Origin of the sequence: Acidovorax sp. Root219, assembly GCF_001428665.1 — a bacterium.
Lineage (GTDB): Bacteria > Pseudomonadota > Gammaproteobacteria > Burkholderiales > Burkholderiaceae_C > Acidovorax.
Genome location: NZ_LMIJ01000047.1, coordinates 24042 through 39277, shown reverse-complemented (window position 1 = coordinate 39277; position 15236 = coordinate 24042). Strand labels below are relative to the sequence as shown.

The 15236-nt window shown below is 68.0% G+C and carries 12 protein-coding genes and 1 tRNA gene; 7 read left to right on the top strand and 6 right to left on the bottom strand.

From position 1 onward, the window contains the following. Positions 1–25 precede the first annotated feature (25 nt). The 6 genes from ASE28_RS30170 to ASE28_RS30145 all read right to left on the bottom strand — a co-directional run bounded on the left by ASE28_RS30170 (position 26) and on the right by ASE28_RS30145 (position 8174). Positions 26–3292, bottom strand: coding sequence for an error-prone DNA polymerase (locus ASE28_RS30170; RefSeq protein ID WP_057269702.1), 3267 nt, complete (start codon positions 3290–3292; stop codon positions 26–28). A gap of 11 nt (positions 3293–3303) precedes the next feature. Further along, positions 3304–4824 carry a DNA polymerase Y family protein gene (locus tag ASE28_RS30165; protein WP_057269701.1) on the bottom strand — a complete coding sequence of 507 codons (1521 nt, stop codon included), beginning with the start codon at positions 4822–4824 and terminating at the stop codon, positions 3304–3306. After that, a complete protein-coding gene (gene imuA, locus ASE28_RS30160; protein ID WP_057203802.1) occupies positions 4784–5614 on the bottom strand; it encodes a translesion DNA synthesis-associated protein ImuA in 831 nt (276 codons plus the stop codon). Before imuA ends, ASE28_RS30165 begins: the two co-directional genes overlap by 41 nt. Before the next feature lie 400 nt (positions 5615–6014). Further along, positions 6015–6091, bottom strand: a tRNA-Pro gene (locus tag ASE28_RS30155). 239 nt (positions 6092–6330) lie between these two features. Continuing rightward, complete coding sequence (gene infA, locus ASE28_RS30150) at positions 6331–6579, bottom strand: translation initiation factor IF-1 (protein WP_007856902.1); 249 nt, start codon at positions 6577–6579, stop codon at positions 6331–6333. A gap of 365 nt (positions 6580–6944) precedes the next feature. Beyond that, entirely contained in the window at positions 6945–8174 is a 1230-nt protein-coding gene (locus ASE28_RS30145; protein ID WP_082608321.1) for an HPP family protein, read from the bottom strand. A 349-nt stretch (positions 8175–8523) separates the two neighbouring features. Between ASE28_RS30145 and ASE28_RS30140 the strand changes: the two genes are divergently transcribed. The 7 genes from ASE28_RS30140 (at position 8524) to ASE28_RS30110 (ending at position 15231) form a co-directional block, all read left to right on the top strand. After that, entirely contained in the window at positions 8524–9711 is a 1188-nt protein-coding gene (locus ASE28_RS30140) for an ABC transporter substrate-binding protein (RefSeq protein ID WP_057269700.1), read from the top strand. A 155-nt stretch (positions 9712–9866) separates the two neighbouring features. Continuing rightward, the gene (locus ASE28_RS30135) at positions 9867–10505 is read left to right on the top strand and encodes a LysE family translocator (RefSeq protein ID WP_057203805.1); all 639 of its coding nucleotides are present in this window, start codon (positions 9867–9869) and stop codon (positions 10503–10505) included. A gap of 27 nt (positions 10506–10532) precedes the next feature. Continuing rightward, positions 10533–11396, top strand: a complete 864-nt coding sequence (locus tag ASE28_RS30130; RefSeq protein WP_057269699.1) for a branched-chain amino acid ABC transporter permease — start codon at positions 10533–10535, stop codon at positions 11394–11396. A 46-nt stretch (positions 11397–11442) separates the two neighbouring features. Beyond that, positions 11443–12435: a branched-chain amino acid ABC transporter permease gene (locus tag ASE28_RS30125; RefSeq protein WP_057269698.1), complete on the top strand. Its 993-nt coding sequence runs from the start codon at positions 11443–11445 to the stop codon at positions 12433–12435. Next, positions 12428–13207 (top strand): ABC transporter ATP-binding protein, encoded by a 780-nt coding sequence (locus ASE28_RS30120; protein ID WP_057203808.1) that lies wholly within the window; start codon positions 12428–12430, stop codon positions 13205–13207. Before ASE28_RS30125 ends, ASE28_RS30120 begins: the two co-directional genes overlap by 8 nt. Position 13208: 1 nt before the next feature. Further along, positions 13209–13934 (top strand): ABC transporter ATP-binding protein, encoded by a 726-nt coding sequence (locus ASE28_RS30115; RefSeq protein WP_057269697.1) that lies wholly within the window; start codon positions 13209–13211, stop codon positions 13932–13934. Positions 13935–14016: 82 nt separating this feature from the next. Beyond that, positions 14017–15231, top strand: coding sequence for a hypothetical protein (locus ASE28_RS30110; protein ID WP_057203810.1), 1215 nt, complete (start codon positions 14017–14019; stop codon positions 15229–15231). Positions 15232–15236: the final 5 nt, after the last annotated feature.

Below are 15236 nucleotides of genomic sequence, written 5' to 3'. Positions count from 1 at the left end.
CTAGACGGTCAAAGGCAAATCCGTCTCAATGGAAGTCCCGGCTGCCATCGAGTGCCCCGGCCATGCGGCCCAGCAGCGGCGTCAGGTCCTTGAAGCGCTGGGCCACCAGGTGGCGCACCACGAAGGCTTCGCCTGCAGCATCCTTTCCTTTTTCTTCATCCTCACCATGCCGGCTGCATTGCCACACCCCCTGCACCGCCAGCAGGCGTGAGCGCAGGATGGCATCGCGCCACTGCTCCACCATCGCTGGCCAGACGATGACGTTGACGGGGCCGGTCTCGTCCTCCAGCGTGACGAACATGGTGCCCTTGGCCGAGCCCGGCCGCTGGCGCACGGTGACGATGCCGCAGGCGCGCACCTGCCGGCCATCGGGCACATTGCGCAGTTGCAGCGCCGTGAGCAGGCGCCAGCGCGCGAGCCGGTTGCGCAGCAGCGCCAGCGGGTGGCGGCGCAAGGTGAGGCCGGTGGCCGCATAGTCGAACAGGATCTCCTCGCCCTCGGGCGCCTCGGGCAGCTGCAGCGGGGCCTCGTGCACCGGCACATCGCGCAGCAGGGCGGGTGCGGTGTGCTGGGCAGAGGCGTCCCACATCTGCTGGCGCCGGTGGCCCGACAGGCGGGCCAGCGCGTCGGCTGCGGCCAGCACCTGCATGTCCTGGTGGTTCAGGCGCGCGCGCAGGGCCAGGTCTTCGGTGCTGGCAAAGGGGCCGCCCTGCACGCGGGCCTCGACCAAACGTTCTGCCGCGGCTGTCTCCAGGCTGCTCACCAGGCGCAGGCCCAGGCGCACTGCGGGCTGGGGCAGCGGTGGTGCGGGCAGGCCTTTGGCGGGTTGCAGCATTTCGGGCGTGCCCTCCAGCGTGCATTCCCAGTCGCTGCAGGTCACGTCGATGGGCAGCACGCGCACGCCATGGCGCCGTGCATCCTGCACCAGTTGCGAGGCGGTGTAGAAGCCCATGGGCAGCGAGTTGAGCAGCGCCGCCAGAAAGCAGGCGGGCTCGTGGCATTTGAGCCAGCTGCTGCTGTAGGCCAGCAGGGCAAAGCTGAAGGCATGGCTTTCGGGGAAGCCATATTCGCCGAAGCCCAGCATCTGCTTGAAAACGCGCTGGGCGAAATCCAGCTTGTACCCGTTGTCCACCATGCCGTCGATCAGCCGCTTCTCGAAATGGTGTACCCCGCCCGTGCGTTTCCATGCAGCCATGGACCGGCGCAGCGCATCGGCCTCGGATGCGGAAAATTTGGCGGCGATCATCGCGATCTGCATCACCTGCTCCTGGAAGATCGGAATGCCCAGCGTGCGCTCCAATGCCTCGCCGAGCTCTTCACTCTCCAGCCTCAAGGGCTCGCCCTTGCGCTGCTTTTCGCGTGCCTGCAAGTAGGGATGCACCATGCCGCCCTGGATGGGCCCTGGCCGCACGATGGCAACCTCCACCACCAGGTCATAGAACACCTTCGGCCGCAGGCGCGGCAGCATGCTCATCTGGGCGCGGCTCTCGATCTGGAACACGCCCACCGTGTCGGCGGCGCAGATCATGTCGTAGGTGGCGGGGTCTTCGGGGGGAATCTGGTGCAGCTCCCAGCGCTCGCCGCGCAGATCGGCACGCAGGTCCAGGCAGCGGCGCAGCGCGCTGAGCATGCCCAGGGCCAGCACATCCACCTTCATGAGGCCCATGTCGTCCAGGTCGTCCTTGTCCCACTGGATGATGGAGCGGTCGACCATGGCGGCGTTCTCTACCGGCACGATGCGCGTGAGCAACCCCTGCGTGAGCACGAAGCCCCCCACATGCTGGCTCAGGTGGCGCGGAAAGCCCTTGAGCTGCACCGACAACTGCAGCCACAGCTCGGCCGTGTGCAGGCTGAGGTGCTCGCCCATGTCCTGCGCCATCTCCTGCAGGCGGTGCGCCGCGAATTCCTCATCGAACCAGTGGTGGTCCTTGGCAAAGGCATCGACCAGTTGCGCAGGCACGCCCAGCGCCTTGCCCACGTCGCGCAGCACGCTGCGGGTGCGGTAGCTGGTGACCACGGCGGCAATGGCGGCACGGTCGCGGCCGTACTTGGTGTAGACGTACTGGATGACCTCTTCGCGTCGGTTGTGCTCGAAGTCCACGTCGATATCGGGTGGCTCCTTGCGCTCCTTGCTGATGAAGCGCTCGAACAGCAGCTTGGTGCGCTCGGGGTCCACCTCGGTAATGCCCAGGCAGTAGCACACGGCGGAGTTGGCGGCAGAGCCGCGGCCTTGGCACAGGATGCCCTCGCCGCGCGCAAAGCGCACGATGTCGTGCACGGTGAGAAAGTACATCTCGTACTTGCAGTCGGCGATCAGCGCGAGCTCGCGCAATATCTGCGCCACCACCTTGTCCGGCACGCCTTGCGGGTAGCGGCTGCGCGCGCCCTCCCAGGTCAGCCAGGCCAAGCCTTCAGCCGGCGTCATCCCCTCAGGCACGGCCTCCAAGGGGTACTGGTATTTGATCTCGTCGAGGCTGAAGGTGCAGCGCGCCGCAATCTCCAGCGTGGCCGCGAGCAGCTCGGGCGGGTAGATGCCGGCCAGGCGCACGCGCTGGCGCAGGTGGCGTTCGGCATTGGGCTGCAGCGCAAAGCCGCATTCGGCCACGGTGCAGCCCTGGCGCACGGCGGTGATCACGTCCTGCAGCGGCTTGTGCGAGCGCAGGTGCATGTGCACGTCGCCCGCTGCCACCAGGGGCACACCGGTCTGGCGCGACACCTGCTGCAAGGTGGCCAGCCACAGGTCGTCGTCGGGCCCGAGCAGCAGCTCCACCCCCAGCCAGAAGCGCTGGCCGAAGTTCGCCTGCGCCTGTTCCACACAGGCCAGCAGTGCAGCGGTGTCCATCGCATGCTGCACGCTGCGGTCGGGCATGAGCAGCAGCTCGCAGTGCTGCAGCTGGGCCACGTCGGACACCGGCCCCAGCTCGTAGATGCCCTTGGGCGCGGTGCGCCGCGCGGCGCTGATGAACTCGCACAGATTGCCCCAGCCCTCGATGTTGCGCGGCAGCGCCACCAGCCGAAAGCCGGGGTACGCGAACTCGCTGCCCGGTATGAACTGCAGGCCCAGCGCCTTGGCCGGGCCATGGGCCCGCACCACGCCGGCCACCGAGCATTCGTCGGTCAGCGCCAGGGCCCGGTAACCCAGCTCGGCCGCGCGCGCCACCAAGTCCTGGGGCTGCGAGGCGCCGCGCTGGAAGCTGAAGTTGGAGATGCAGTGCAGCTCGGCATAGTCCGGCAAGGCCAGCGGTGCGGCGGAAACGGCGGCAGATGGGCGATCAGGAATGGTGTGGCTCATGGCTCAGCCCCTCAGGCATACAGGCCCTGCAGGAACCAGCGGTCGCGGGATTCCCCTGCAGGCCTGTGCGCCAGCCGTTCGCGAAAGATCCAGACGCGGCCAGCCTCAGGGCTCAGCGCAACGAAGTAGTCACGTTGCACCAGTCCGCTTTGGCCTTGCCGAGACGGGCCGCCATTGCTCTCACAGGCTGATGGGGCGCAAGCCCCCTCTTCCCACCAGGCGGCATCGAACCGGTGCGGCCCGGCCAGCATGCGCAGCGGGCCCTGGTAGCACGGCCGATGGCCCTGCATGACCAGGCGCTGTGGGGTGCGCAGCAGCCAGGTGGGCCACAGCACGGCCTCGGGCGCGTGCTCGCCCTGTGGGGGCTTTGCTGCTCGCACTGGATCGGCTTCTGCCATGGGCTGCCAGCGCTGCATGCATTCGGGCCGGTGGTCTGCGAGCAGGGTGACGGACTGCACCTGCCCGGCCCCCAGGCGGGCGGAGAGGCGCTCGACCAACTGGTGCCAGGCCTCGCCCTCCTGGTCACCGGCGGCCGACGATCCGTCGGGCGGCAGCAGGTGGGCGCTGGCATGGGGCAGCGGTGCGGTCTCCAGCGCGCGCAGCGTGATCTGGTTGGCCGGCGCAGCCAGGGGCGTACGCGCCAGGTTCTCGGCCAGCAGGCGGCGCAGGTGGGCCAACTCGTGCGTGGGCTGGGCCGTGCGCACGGGCAGAGCGTGCCATGGGGCGATGGGCACGCCATCGACCCGGCGCAGGTCGTGCCGCCAGGCCAGCTCCAGCGCCAGCACGCCCTGCTGGCGCGCCTGCAGCCAGGCCTGCAGGGCCGAGAGCAGGCGGCTGGCAGACCACAGCAAGGCATCGGCCGAGGTGGCCAGCGCGGGCAGCTCGGCCGTCAACTCGAAACGCTCGGGCAACTCCACCCAGGCGTGGTTGTGGGCGATATGGCCGTAAGCCCGGTCCAGCGCCAGCAGCACGGCCGCGCCCAGACGCCGGGCCACGCCGTCGCGCGGCAGCGCGCGCAAGGCGCCCCAGGTGCGGCAGCCCATGCGTGCCAGGCTCGGCAGGTGCGGGTGCAGCGCCGTCAGGGTATGCAGCGGCAGGCCATCGGGCAGGTGCCTGGGCAGGGGCTGGCCTGCCAGCTGCAGGCGCAGCAGGGCCAGGGCCTGCAGCGAGGTGGGCGCCTCGGCAAAAGGGGTTGGGCATCTGGCAGCAGGGCATTCCTGCGGTACAGGTCCTTGCGATGGATTGCCCGCTGCCGCGGGCGGTTCGGCGGGCCATGGCGGGCTGCGCAGCTGCAGTTGTGCCAACAATGCCTCGCGCCCGCCCCAGAGGCGTTCGGTGGCCGAGACCTCCAGCAACAAAGCCTCGCCCTCCACGCTCGCCACGCGCGGCGTGAACTGCAGCGCCCACCAGTGCTCGTGCGGGGCCTGCGGCAAGGGCTGGCGCGGCCCGGCTGTGGCCGACAGCAATGCCACGCCAGGGTCGGTATGGCTGTCAGTGGGGGTTGGCGGCAACGGCCATGCGATCCAGTGCATGCTGCACACCTCCTCCTGGCAGGCGATCCCGCCACGCCGCCAATGGCAGCACCACGGCATTCCGTGCTGGCTGCTGTGGGGCGCGCCGCCCCTCCCCGCGCGCTGCCGACGCGGCCAGCACACGGGCCAGCGCCGCATGGCTGGCAGGCAGCGCCAGGGGCTGCTCCATGGGCGGCCCACGGCGCTTGAGCACCTGCACCTGCATCTGCGCGCCACCCGAGCCATCGACGGCCTCGACCCATAGCCTCAGCGGCGCGGGCGATGCCTGCTGGCGCGCCCTGGCCGGGCGGAACACCCACAGCAGCTGCCCCATCTGCGCAGCCGCCAGCTGCAGCCGCCTCAGCGATTCGGGTGCCGCCTGGGGCAGCCAGGCCAGCACCGCCTGCACGTCGCGGCAGCGCAGCGCCTGCTCTGCCGCCCACAGCGCCTGCGCGGCCGAAGTGGTCTGCACGCGGCACAGCCGCGCCGCATCCAACCCACCCGCACGCAGGGCCGGTGCAAACGGTTCATAGGGCGGCGCCACCAGCACCACGGCCCCCGGCCGCGCGGCCGTGGCCTGGGCCAGGGCTGGCAGCACCAGTCGCCACACATGCAGGCCCGCCGCCGGCTGCAGCACCTCGGTCATGGCGCCCACAGGCCAGCCCCCGCCCGGCAACTGCGCATCGAGCCCTGCATGCCCCGTGGACTGCACCCGCGCCGCACTGGACGTGCCCAGTTGGTCGGCCAGCCACACGCCTGCCAGGCGCGGCGGTGCGCTGGCAGCCAGGGAACGGAGGGGGACGGCGGACATGAGAGGGGCAAATGAGGGACATGCGCAGAGGTCAGGCGACGGCGGAAAACCGCTGCGGACGCACCAGGGCCCTGGTCAGGGCATGCCTGTGCATGAAGCCCGGGATGAAAGCCGAATACTGTGTTTTCATCCAGTTATCGTACCCGATTCCGGGCCACGTGGTGGCTTTTCAGAGCATTCCTGCAGGTCATTGGCACCCGCCAGAGCTCTGGCCCAGGCTGCGCGGGCTTCATGGCCCACCACGGCAGAAAACTCGGGGGAAAGGATGATGCGGGGGAGATAAGCAATGGCAAGCCGTTGCACCCTCGCTTGCAGCGTCAGCGCGAACACGCTTGCGTGCAATGGCGGCCCGGAAATGACAAAAGGCCTGCAGAATTGCTTCTGCAGGCCTTGCCAATAATGGTCGGAGCGGCGGGATTCGAACTCGCGACCCTCTGCTCCCAAAGCAGATGCGCTACCAGGCTGCGCTACGCTCCGACAGCTCGTATTCTAACCCGGGAAATTTCGGGTTCTGACCAAATGCGCGCTTTTTTTGAATTTTTTGCAGCGACTGCACCGGACCAGGGTTCCATCGGCAGTGCTGTCATGCATCCAGGGCGATGCAAACTGCGGCGATGGGGGGGAAACTCAATCAACTAACAACCAACGGGAAACTCAAAGGCGAACCAGCAGCCACCAGCGCACGGCCACCTGCGTGGCCGCATGGCGGCAGGCAATCAACGGCTCGACGGGCCTGGGCCGCGGCCGGCCAGGTGGCGGAAGGTGATGCGGCCCTTGGAGAGGTCGTAAGGCGACATTTCCAGGGAGACCTTGTCGCCCGCCAGGATGCGGATGTGGTGCTTGCGCATCTTGCCGCCGGTGTAGGCAATCAGCTGGTGACCGTTGTCCAGCGTCACGCGAAAGCGCGAGTCGGGCAGCACTTCGGTCACGGAGCCTTGCATTTCAATCAGTTCTTCTTTGGCCATGTTCTCTTGTCTTTTCAAAAATCAAAAATCTGGTGATCGGCGCCTGAACGCTGGGGCATCCACCACGGCCTATGCAGCGTGGTCGGGCTCGACACACGGTGCATTGCGGGCGGTGGGAGTCGCTGCACCCGGGGCGCAGATCAGGCAGAGGGCCGGGGAGACGGCTTCATACGGATTTGCATTTGATCGTGTAGATAGCAACGTCGCTACACGGTTAAAGGCAAATCCGTATCAATGGACAGGCAGAGCGCTGTGCATAGCCTGTCGATTGTACCGCGATGTACCAGGGCTTGCCTATGGCGAGAATGCCGCAGTGTCGCTGAGCGCTGCCGATACCCTCACGGGGACGCACCGGCAGGGGCGCGTCAGCCCCCGGGATCCTGGCTCTGCACGGCCACCGCCAAGGTACGCACCAGGTCGGTCTGGGTGATGATGCCCACCAGGTGCCCGCCCTCGTCGACGATGGGGATATGGTGGTGCCCGCCCTGCGAGAACAGGGGCACCAGGTCCATGGCGTGCTGGCCCACCCGGGCCACCTGCACCGGGTGCGACATGATCTCGCCCACGCTGGCGGGCTGGCCGCCGCGGCCCTTGACCAGGGCGCGCAGGCGCTGGCCCAGGCCCTCGTGCAGGTCGAGGTTGGCCAGGCGCATGAAATCGGCCACCGTGACGATGCCGAGCACCTGCCGGTCCGCATCCACCACGGGCAGGGCCTTGATCTTTTCGGTGCGCATCAGGGTCCACGCATCCTTGAGGGAGATGCCCTGCTCCACCGCCATGGCCGGCCGGGACATGATGTCCGCGCAGCGCACCTCCCCCAGCGTGCGCTGAAAGGCCGCGCGGCCCGCCAGCTGCAGCAGGCCTTCTAGGTCGGCGCGGCTCACGTCCAGCACCTGGTTGTAGTGCGCCAGCGCCGCATCCACGTCTGATGCGGCAAAGGCCCCCTTGGCCACGGCGGTGCGCGCCGGCGATTGCTGCGGATGCGGGTAGCTGCGCCCGGTGAGGCTGTTGTAGACCACACCTGCCAACAACAGCACCAACACATTGAAGAGGACAGGAAACGCCGCCAGGTGCAGGCCGTCGCCCGCTGTGAGCACCACGTACAGCGCCATGGAGCCACCGGGTGGATGCAGGCAGCGCAGCGGCACCATGAGCGCAATGGCAAGGCCCACCGCCAGCGCTCCCGCCAGCGCCGGGTCGGGCACCAGTGCGGCACACAACGCCCCCACCATCGCCGACAGGGTGCTGCCGCCCAGCACCGGCCAGGGCTGGGCCAGGGGGCTCGACGGCATGCCGAACACCAGCACGGCACTGGCCCCCAGCGCGCCCAGCATCCAGGGCCCATGGGCATGTCCGCCTCCCGCCCACCAGCGGCTGAGCACCGCCGTCAGGAAGATGCCCAGCACGGCACCCACGATGAAGCGCAGGCGTTCGCGGCCATCGATCCCCAGCGGGGCCGGCCAGAAATGGCGAAGCCAGCGCACGATGCGCGCGCGCGGGGGCAACCGTGCCGCCGCACGCGGGGAGGACGAAGAAACGGGATCGGGCTCTTGCGCCGGAGATGGGGGGATGGGGGACGAGGGCGGTGCGGACATGCAGCCGGCCATTGTGCCGGGTGGCGATTTGCAGCGCACCAACCGGGTGCAAACCCGCTGCTGCCAAGGTGGGCAAAGGTGTGGACTATGCTCGAAACTACCTATCGTTCGCCCTCAAACCGCTGCACACGGCCCCGAAAACATGCTCTATACTGCATGTACACCGCATTGAATGCAGTTTACTTCACACTCTTTGTCGCCATGGAGGGCCCGAAAACAAGGCCCTCACGGATACGCCGCGAGCCCATGAAGGATGCCTACAGTCAGCGCCGGTACGGGTAAGCCATAGGTTTTCACACAGGGGCTTGGGGTTAAATTACTTTAAGCCTAAACAAAGGAGACACTCCCCATGACCACTCGCCGCCTTGTCATCAGCCGCAGCGCAGCCCTCGTTGGCGCCGCATCCACCGGCCTGCTGCTGCCCTCCATCGTGCGCGCCCAGAGCGGCAAGGTGCGCGTGGGTTTCATGCTCCCCTATACCGGCACCTTCGCCCAACTGGGCGTGGCCATCGAGAACGGCGTGCGCATGGCCATCGACCAGCAGGGTGGCAAGCTCGGCGGGCGCGAGATCGAGTGGTTCAAGGTGGACGATGAGTCCGAGCCCAGCAAGGGCGTGGAAAACGCCAGCAAGCTGGTGCAGCGCGACAAGGTGGACGTGCTGATCGGCACCGTGCACTCGGGCGTGCAGATGGGCATCCAGAAGGTGGCGCGCGACACCGGTGTGCTCAACCTGATCCCCAACGCCGGCGTGCATGCCGCCACCCGCGGGCTGTGCGCGCCCAACGTGTTCCGCACCTCGTTCAGCAACTCCCAGCCCACGCTGGCCCTGGGCAAGGCGATGATGGACAAGGGCCACAAGAAGGCCGTGTGGATCACCTGGAAGTACGCCGCAGGCGAGGAAGCCTTCGAAGGCTTCAAGCAGAGCTACACCGCAGCCGGCGGCACCATCGTCAAGGAGCTGGGCCTGCCCTTCCCGAACGTGGAGTTCCAGGCGCTGCTGACCGAGATCGCGGCCCTCAAGCCCGATGCCGTGGCCTGCTTCTTCGCCGGTGGCGGTGCGGCCAAGTTCATCAAGGACTACGCGGCCGCCGGCCTCAAGGACAAGATTCCGCTGTACGGCTCGGGCTTCCTGACCGAAGGCGTGCTCGATGCGGCCGGCCCCGCAGCCGACGGCATCATCACCACCATGCACTACAGCGACTCGCTGGACACGCCGCGCAACAAGCAGTTCCGCCTGGAATACGCCAAGGCCTTCCGCAGCCAGCCCGATGTGTATGCCGTGCAGGGCTACGACACCGGCCTGCTGCTGGTGCAGGGTGCCAACGCCGTCAAGGGCGACCTGGCCGCCAAGCCCGCGCTGTACAAGGCGCTCGAGAGCGCCGTGATCGACAGCCCGCGCGGCAAGTGGACCATGAGCAAGGCCCACAACCCGGTGCAGGACATCTACCTGCGCGTGGTCGAGAACAAGGAAAACAAGGTCGTCGGCATTGCGGCAAAAGCCCTGTCCGACAGCGGCGCCGGCTGCCGCATGGCCTAAGCACCACCGCACACCTGGCGCAGCGGCGGGCCTCGGCCTGCCGTGCGGAGCGCTGGCCCTGCGGGTTTTGACACAATGGCAGCGCCTGCCAACTCGGCAGGCCAGTCCTCCGTGCGCCCGGACTTTGCGGCCACCCCCTTGGATCACCCTCTTCCATGACCCTCAGTACCTACCTGCTCTACCTGGCCGCCGTGGCCCTGCTGGTGCTCTCGCCCGGCCCGACCATGCTCATGTGCATGACCGCCTCGCTGCAGCACGGCCCGCGCAAGGCCGTCGTGGCGGCCGCCGGCAGTGTGACGGCCGTGCTCGGCACCATGCTGCTGTCCGCCCTGGGCCTGGGCGCGCTGCTGGCCGCGTCCGAGACCGCGTTCTGGGTGCTCAAGGCAGCGGGCGCTGCCTACCTGATCTGGCTCGGTATCAAGACCTTCCGCAGCCAGGGCAGCGTGTTCGACCAGATGCCCGAGGGCGCCACTGCGGCACCCGCCGTGCCCGCGCACCGGCTGTACCTGCAGGGCCTGATCGTGGGCGGCAGCAACCCCAAGGCCATCCTGTTCTTCACGGCCTTCTTTCCGCAGTTCCTGAACCCCACGCTGTCCTTTGCGCCGCAGTTCGCCATCCTGGCCGCCACCTTCGTCGCGTTCGAGTTCACGGTGCTCACGCTGTGCGCCTTGGGCGTGGCCCGGCTGGCCCCAGCCCTGCGCTCGGGCAACCGCATGCGCTGGTTCAACCGCGTCTCGGGTGGCCTGTTCACCCTGATGGGCTCGCTGCTGCTGGCCACGCGCCGCGCGGCCTGACCCCGCTACATCCACCTGCCGCACGCCATGGACTTCGCTACCTTCCTGATCCAGTTGCTCAACGGCGTGCAGTACGGCCTCTTGCTGTTCATGCTGGCGGCCGGCCTCACCCTGATCTTCGGGATCATGGGCGTGGTGAACCTGGCGCACGGCAGCTTCTACATGCTGGGAGCCTACCTGGCGTATTCGCTGTCGGGGTATTTCGGCAGCCTCACGCTGGCCATACTGGGCGGTGCGGTGCTGGCCGTGGCCTTCGGGCTGGCGCTTGAGTGGCTGCTGTTTCGCCACTTCTACCACCGCGACCATCTGGACCAGGTGCTGCTCACCTTCGGGCTGATCTACATCTTCGAGGAGCTGCGCTCCATCCTCTGGGGCGACGATGTGCACGGAGTGGCCATCCCGAAGCTGCTGGACTGGTCGATCCCGCTCACCGACACCCTTTCCTACCCGGTGTACCGCCTGTTCATCTCGGGCGTGTGCATCGTGCTGGCCATCGGCCTGTACCTGCTGATCTCCAAGACCCGCTTGGGCATGAAGATCCGCGCCGGTGCCTTCAACCGCGACATGGCCGAGTCGCTGGGCGTGAACATCAAGCTCATCCACGCCATCGTGTTCGCGCTGGGCGTGGGCCTGGCGGCCATGGCCGGCATGGTGGCAGCCCCCGTCTCCAGCGTCTACCCCAACATGGGCTCCTCGGTGCTGATCATGTGCTTCGTGGTGGTGGTCATCGGCGGAATCGGCTCGGTGCGCGGGGCCCTGATCTCGGCGCTGCTGGTGGGCCTGGTGGACACCTTCGGCAAGGTGCTGCTGCCCTCCGTGGCCGGCATGCTGGTCTACATGCTGATGGCGGCCGTGCTGCTGTGGAAACCCGAAGGTCTTTTCAAACAATGACAGTCGTTCCTGTGATCCTTGCCCTGCCAGCCCCGCGGAGGCCCGCATGAGCACACCCCGCACCAACCTGGAGGTGCTGCCGCGCAGCGTGCAGTTCGTGCTCGTGCTCGGCCTCGTCGCGCTGCTGGCGTTTCCGTTCGTGGGCAGCGATTTCTATGTGCAGATGGTCACGCGCATGATGATCATGGCCATCTTCGCGATGAGCCTTGATCTGCTGCAGGGCGTGACCGGCCTGGTCTCGCTGGGCCACGCGGCCTACTTCGGCGTGGCAGGCTATGCGCTGGCCTTTCTCACCCCGGCCGATGCCCCGGTGAGCCTGTGGTGGTCGCTGCCCGCCGCCGTGGCGGGCTCGGCCCTGGTGGCGCTGTTCATCGGCTTCTTCGTGGTGCGCACGCACGGCATCTACTTCATCATGGTGACCATGGCGTTCGCGCAGATGGTGTTCTACCTGTTCTTCGACAACAAGATCCTGGGCGGCTCGGACGGCATCTACATCAACCTGCGCCCTGATGCCTCGGTGTTCGGCTGGATGCTGTTCGACCTCGAAGGGCGCCGCACCTTCTACTACTTCACGCTGGCGCTGGTGGGGCTGGTCTACGCGGGGCTGCGCCGGCTGCTTTGGAGCCCCTTGGGCCGGGCGCTGGCGGGCATCCGCGTCAACGAGCACCGCATGCGCGCCATGGGCTTTTCCACCCAGGGCTACAAGCTCACGGCCTTCACCGTGGCCGGCGCCCTGGCCGGCCTGGCGGGCTACCTGTGGGGCGCGCAGACGGGCTATGTGAACCCCGAGCTCATGGGTTTTCACATGAGCGCGCACGCCATCATGATGGTCATCCTGGGCGGCATGGGCAATTTCGCGGGGGCCATCGTCGGCGCCTTCGCGTTCGAGTACCTGCTGCATGTGTTCAAGGACATCACCAAGCACTGGCAACTGCTCATGGGCAGCTTCATCGTGCTGGTGGTGCTGGTGGCGCCGCGCGGGCTGCTGGGCATGCTGGTGCGCCTGCGCGCCGCCAAGGGAGGCACGGACCATGGCTGAGCACGAAGTCCTGCTGTCGGCCCACAAGATCACCAAGCGCTTCGGCGGCCTGGCCGCCGTCAACGGCGTCTCGGTGGACCTGTGGCGCGGGCGCATCCATGCGGTGATCGGGCCCAACGGCGCGGGCAAGTCCACGCTGACCAATCTGCTCTCGGGCGACCTGCCCCCCACGGCCGGTGAGATACGGCTGGGCGCCACCGAGGTGACGGGCTGGGCGCCCGAGCGCATCTCGCGCCAGGGCCTGGGCCGCAGCTACCAGAAGACCAACATCTTTCTGCCCTTCACCGTGCACGAGAACGTGCGCCTGGCCGCCCAGTCGCGCGACCCGCAGCAGCCCTGGAACCCGCTGCGCTGGTGGCGTGACACGCGCGACCAGGGCCCGCACAACCGCGCCAGCAGCGAGCGTGTGGACCGGGCCATCGAACTGGCGGGCCTGCAGGCGCGGCGCGATGCCGTGGCCGGCACCATGAGCCACGGCGAGCAGCGCCAGCTCGAGATCGCCATGACCCTGGCCACCGAACCCCAGGTGCTGCTGCTCGACGAGCCCCTGGCCGGCATGGGCGTGGCCGAGGCCGAGCGCATGGTGCAACTGCTGCTGCGCATCAAGCCGGGCCACGCGATGATGCTGGTGGAGCACGACATGGATGCCGTGTTCGCACTGGCCGACCATCTGACGGTGATGGTCAACGGCGAGGCCATCGCCAGCGGCACGCCGCCCGAAGTGCGCGCCGACGCCAACGTGCAGGCCGCCTACCTGGGTGAGGAACACTGACATGGCACCGCAGCAAAACACGCCCCTCATCGAGGCCCGGGGCCTCAACACCTTCTACGGCGCCAGCCACATCCTGCACGGGGTGGACTTCACCGTGGGCCAGGCCGAGACCATCGGCCTCATGGGCCGCAACGGCATGGGCAAGAGCACGCTGCTCAAGTCGCTCATGGGCCTCGTGAAGCCGCGCTCGGGCAGCGTGGCCGTGGCCGGGCACGACACCACGGGCCGACCACCCTACGAGGTGGCACGCTTGGGGATCGCCTATGTGCCCGAGGGGCGCGGCATCTTCGGCAACCTGAGCGTGGTCGAAAATCTGCAGATGGCCGCCCGCGCCGGCACGCGCGGCCAGCGCGACTGGACCTACGAGCGCGTGCTGGAGACCTTTCCGCGCCTCAAGGAGCGCCTGGGCCACGGCGGACAGCAGCTCAGCGGCGGCGAGCAGCAGATGCTGACCATCGGCCGCGCGCTGATGACGAATCCCGACGTGCTCATCCTCGACGAGGCCACCGAGGGCCTGGCCCCGCTGATCGCGCGCGAGATCTGGCGCATCTGCAGCCTCATCAAGGCCAGCGGCATCAGCAGCGTGATCGTCGACAAGAACTGGAAGCACGTCACCCAGATCACCGACCGCAACGTCATCCTGGTCAAGGGCCAGGTGGTGTTCGAGGGCAGCTCAGAGACCCTGTGCTCCCAGCCGCAGTTGCTGGAGCAGCACCTGGGCGTTTGACACAACCGCCCTCTCCCGGTGCGCGGGACCCGTCTCGTCTTGCCTTAGCATCCGGCGGTCCACCCGCCCCGCCAAGCTGTCCATGTCCCCTGCCCTCGCCGTCTTCCTGTTGCTCCTTGCCGCCCTGGTGCTGACCAACGTCTGGGCCACGCGGCGCGTGCTGCGCAGCCACGAGTTCGGCAACCGCAAGGCGCTGATGGTGATGGGCATCTGGATCCTGCCCTTCCTCGGCGCGTTCATGGCGCGCTACCAGTTTGCGCCGCCAGAGGATTCACGGCCTGCAGCATTGGCCTTGCCGGTCCAGGGCGGCGAACAGCCCCCGGCGCCGCAGGTGCTGCGCATGGCCGGCCTCGAACCCTTCACCGTGCGGGACCACCTGAGCGCCCCCGCCGGCCTGCCCCTGATGGACTGGCAGGCACTCGACCACTGGGCCGGACAAGCCCCCACCCCCGAAGCCACCACAGAGGCCATCGCCCTGGGCCGCCGCGCCTGGCTGCTGCACCTGCGCGATGCGATTGGCCCGCACATGCACCTGCACGAGAGCGCGGACGTGCACATCCTGTCCCCTCTGGAGCCGCCAGTGGCACAGGCCATGGCGGGCTACGTCACCAAAACGCGCCAGCGCATCGCGCGCGTGCTCGATGGCGTGGCCCGCTTCAACCCAGGCGAGAAAAGCGTGCTGCTGGTGCTCGAGAGCGAAGAGCTCTACTACCACTACGTGGGCCAGTTCTACCCCGATGGCGGGGAGTTCGCCTTCAGCGGCGGCATGTTCATCCACAACGGCTGCCCGCACTTCGTGGTGGTGCAGGCCGACCTGTCCACCATCGAGCCCGTGATCGCGCACGAGCTCACGCACAGCGCCCTGTCGTACCTGCGCCTGCCCACCTGGCTCGATGAAGGCTTGGCCGTGAACACCGAGCACCGCCTGACAGGCGCGCGCCGCCCTGCCCAGACGCCGCAGGCCATGCACCAGCGCCACCTGGCATTCTGGAATGCCGAGCGCGTGCAGGAGTTCTGGTCGGGCGACTCGTTCCACCGCACGGACGATGGCAACGCGCTGTCGTATGACCTCGCCCGCATCGCGGTAGAGCAGTTGGCGCGCGACTGGCCCGCATTCAGCCGGTTCGCAACCAGCGCCCGCCGCGGCGATGCAGGCGCCGAGGCTGCGGCCAGCGCACTGGGCATCGACCTGGGCAGTTTCGTCGGCGCCCTGGTGCAGGCATCCGAGGACTGGGCACCGCGCCCCGCTACTTGGCCAACACAGCCCGCACAACAGGCTGCATACCTACATTTTTGAGCGCC